This window comes from Candidatus Nanosynsacchari sp. TM7_ANC_38.39_G1_1 (genome assembly GCF_004138385.1).
On the sequence record NZ_PQNZ01000068.1, the window covers coordinates 1 to 3,257 of the forward strand.

3 protein-coding genes are annotated in these 3,257 nt (G+C 45.4%); all 3 read left to right on the top strand.

Going from position 1 to position 3,257, the window contains the following annotated elements:
• Positions 1-51 precede the first annotated feature (51 nt).
• Positions 52-444 carry a hypothetical protein gene (locus G1ANC_RS03945; RefSeq protein WP_129693699.1) on the top strand — a complete coding sequence of 131 codons (393 nt, stop codon included), beginning with the start codon at positions 52-54 and terminating at the stop codon, positions 442-444.
• Between the two features lie 101 nt (positions 445-545).
• Positions 546-1,271 carry an ABC transporter ATP-binding protein gene (locus G1ANC_RS03950; RefSeq protein ID WP_129693700.1) on the top strand — a complete coding sequence of 242 codons (726 nt, stop codon included), beginning with the start codon at positions 546-548 and terminating at the stop codon, positions 1,269-1,271.
• On the top strand, positions 1,268-3,229 hold the full coding sequence (locus G1ANC_RS03955) for an ABC transporter permease (RefSeq protein ID WP_129693701.1): 1,962 nt from the start codon (positions 1,268-1,270) through the stop codon (positions 3,227-3,229). The genes G1ANC_RS03950 and G1ANC_RS03955 overlap by 4 nt, the downstream gene beginning before the upstream one ends.
• Positions 3,230-3,257: the final 28 nt, after the last annotated feature.

Here is a 3,257-nt window from a genome sequence, read left to right on the forward strand (position 1 = left end):
GTTGCATATAGGCTACAAGCCGCTAATCCCGGAGGAGGGAATTGAAGTTTCATGGTAACAAGTTCAAAAGGCCCAGAAGTTCTAACAGGAACAAGAGGAGAAGGTATTAGCCGCCACAAAGCGCTAAGAATATTAGGATTCACCGGCTTAGCGGCGGTAACCGCAGCCTGCAGCACCAGCAAGCCAGAGCTACCGCGCAAACAACCAAGAGAACCGATGCCGCCTGAGCATCCAAGTCATGACACGTCCCGGCTTGTCGTAGTCTGCGACCAAGATAGAGAACGTATCAGAGCAGTAGATCCTGAAGAACTACAAGAACATCCCCAGCGATATAGCCTCCACACGGAGGATTGTTGGAAAAAAGGAACGCCGCCAAGCAACGTTGATCCACTGCCGCCAGCAGCGCCGGCCTCGCCTACCAACACGCCACCCGCTGGCAAATAATCATCACACTACAATCGAACACCTCGCTCTCACATGGCGGGGTGTTTTGACTTTATTACGCTAGCCTGTACGTGCTATACTTACACATAAGGATTACCAACATGGATACAAACACTGAGATCAAAAAATCAGAAAACATAATCGCGACGAGTTCTAGCCAAACAGCAATCTTCCTCAATAACGTCTCGAAAGACTACAAACTCGGCAAGCAAACCGTTAAAGCGCTTCGCGGAATAAACCTGGCAATCAAACAAGGCGAGCTTATCACCATTACTGGCGCTAGCGGTAGCGGCAAAAGTACGCTACTGCAAATTATAGGCTGCCTTGATCAGCCAACCTCAGGATCTGTTGTCATCGAGTCCAAGGAGACGACTAACTTGCGCGACAGCCAGCTCAGCCAGCTTCGTCAAAATACTATCGGCTTTGTTTTTCAATCGTTTTATCTACAGCCTTTTTTGCAGCTTAGCGACAATATTGCTGTACCAGCCATGTTTACCGCTAAAAAGAAAAATCTTATTGACGCCAAAGTAACTTGGCTACTCCAAAAAGTCGGTCTAGAAGAGTACGCAAACCGCCTACCCAAAGAACTTTCAGGCGGGCAAATTCAACGTGCCGCAATTGCTCGAGCGCTAATAAACAATCCGCGTATCATTCTGGCCGACGAGCCAACTGGCAACTTGGATTCGACCAACAGTCAATCAATTATCGATCTGTTCCGCGAAATCCGCTCAACTCTCGGTTCGACAATTGTTATAGTTACTCACGATGCGAGCATTGCCCGCCAAGCCGACCGCGTCATAGAATTAAAAGACGGAGCTATCACATGATTCGCCCATCGTACGCTGTAAAACTAGCCCGCACCAAGCTTCATTCAAAATGCGGCATGCTTTTCGCTTCCACTATCGTGGCAAGCTTGTTATTCGCGGCGTTAATCGCCATAATTATTGTCTTTACTGGCGCCGAAAAGAGCGCAGAAATGTTTATAAAGAAAGTTGGCAACGACCGCTACCTTGTCAAAGCATCACCAAATATACCAAACAAAGCTTTAGGAATCACCAACAACCTATCCTTAGAAGAAATTAGAGAACTCAAAGCGTTCGAGAAAAAATACTATCAGAACTTGCAAGACAAATATAAATCGCTGGGATTAGCTTACGACAAGAGTACCGAAGCTCCAGCCCTGCTACCAGCTTCTTGGATGCCCGACTCACTTCCAGAAGAACAACGAGTGACTGTTAATTTTTCTTCGCCAGTCATAAGTGATTTCAATGACCAGCAATTTGAAAAATACGCTAAAACTGCCAACAACAAGCTAACCAATCTCAAAGAAATCGGCAGCAAATACGACGCCGCTGGCTATTATATCGTTGACAAAATAAGCGGTTTACCCCAAATCCCCGCGCTACGCCTAATCCAAAATGACAAAGAAGACTTCGGCAACTCTAACCCCAAAGCAGACGATATGACAACTTACGGCTATTACACTAACGCCATATATAATAGCAACTATACTTTCACCGACCAGCAGCTTCTACGCCGTTATATGCTAGCAACCGATGCGTCACATCTAAACGGCATACCAGTGGTGGTCTCCGCTCAAGAAGCCGTCTCATTATTTGGCAAGAAGCTTAATCTTGAAGCCGAGCCAGCCGACGCTAACCAAAAATCTAAATGGCTTAAAAACATCCAAGAAAAATTAAACGGCCATACTTATCAGGTTTGCTACCGTAATTCAGCCGAACAAACGCTGCTCAAGAAAATACAGCAAGACTACATCGAAGCAAAAGCCAACGAAGCCAACAAAAACTACCAAAAGCCCAACTTGATTTATGATTACCCGAAGCAAGCCTGCGGCGATATCGTAGTCAAATCCGACACTCGGACCGCCGCCGAAAAGAAGAGCGACGATTCTAACGAAGCCAATCAGAAAAAACTCGGAACATATATAGAGCCTAAGCACAAATTGCTCACTTTTCAAATTGTAGGCATTAAGTACGCGCAACCGCAAACTGATTACAAGAAAAACGCCAGCGAATATATCAAGAATCTACTAGCTTCGCAAGATTCTTCATCGGCGCTAGACATTCCTATCCAACTATACGATTCTCTGCCAGAAAAACTAAAGTTCGATGATATCCAGCAACAGGAAGCAAGCTCTACGGCTGTACGGCTAATGAGAGATGAATTCACTCCCCGCGTTTTAGAATTTTCTAGCGTTGCAAAAGCGCGAGCGTTTCTCGACAACGAGGCTTGTCCAGAGCTTAATGATAAATGCAATAAGCAGTTTGCCGCCAACCCATATGGGTCAAACTACCTGATTCTGGATGAAATAGGGAAGTTGTTTAATCAAATCGCTAGCGTCGCTCTACCTACAGTACTAGGATTGGCGATAATTATAATTTGGTTCACTGTTTCACGTATCATCGCAGAAAACCGTAAAGAAACTGCCATTTACCGCGCGATGGGCGCAAAACGACGAGATATCGCTTGTATATACATCATATACGTCGTAATTGTAGCACTAAGAATTGCCATCGCCTCTCTGATTTTAGGTATTGCAACTGCTTTCGCTATAGCAAATACCTACGGCAAAAACCTAACCGACACTGCAGCGACAGCCTTCGGAACAGTTGGCAGCGCGCCGCAATTTAGCGTTTTTAGCCTAGAATCGCCTATAATTATAGCTGTTGTTAGCTCGATATTCATAGTCAGCCTAATCTCCAGCATTCAGCCACTACTACGCAACATGCGCCGCAATCCAGTCCAAGATATACGCGACAACTAAAACAATATCCTCTGCACTGTAAAAATAC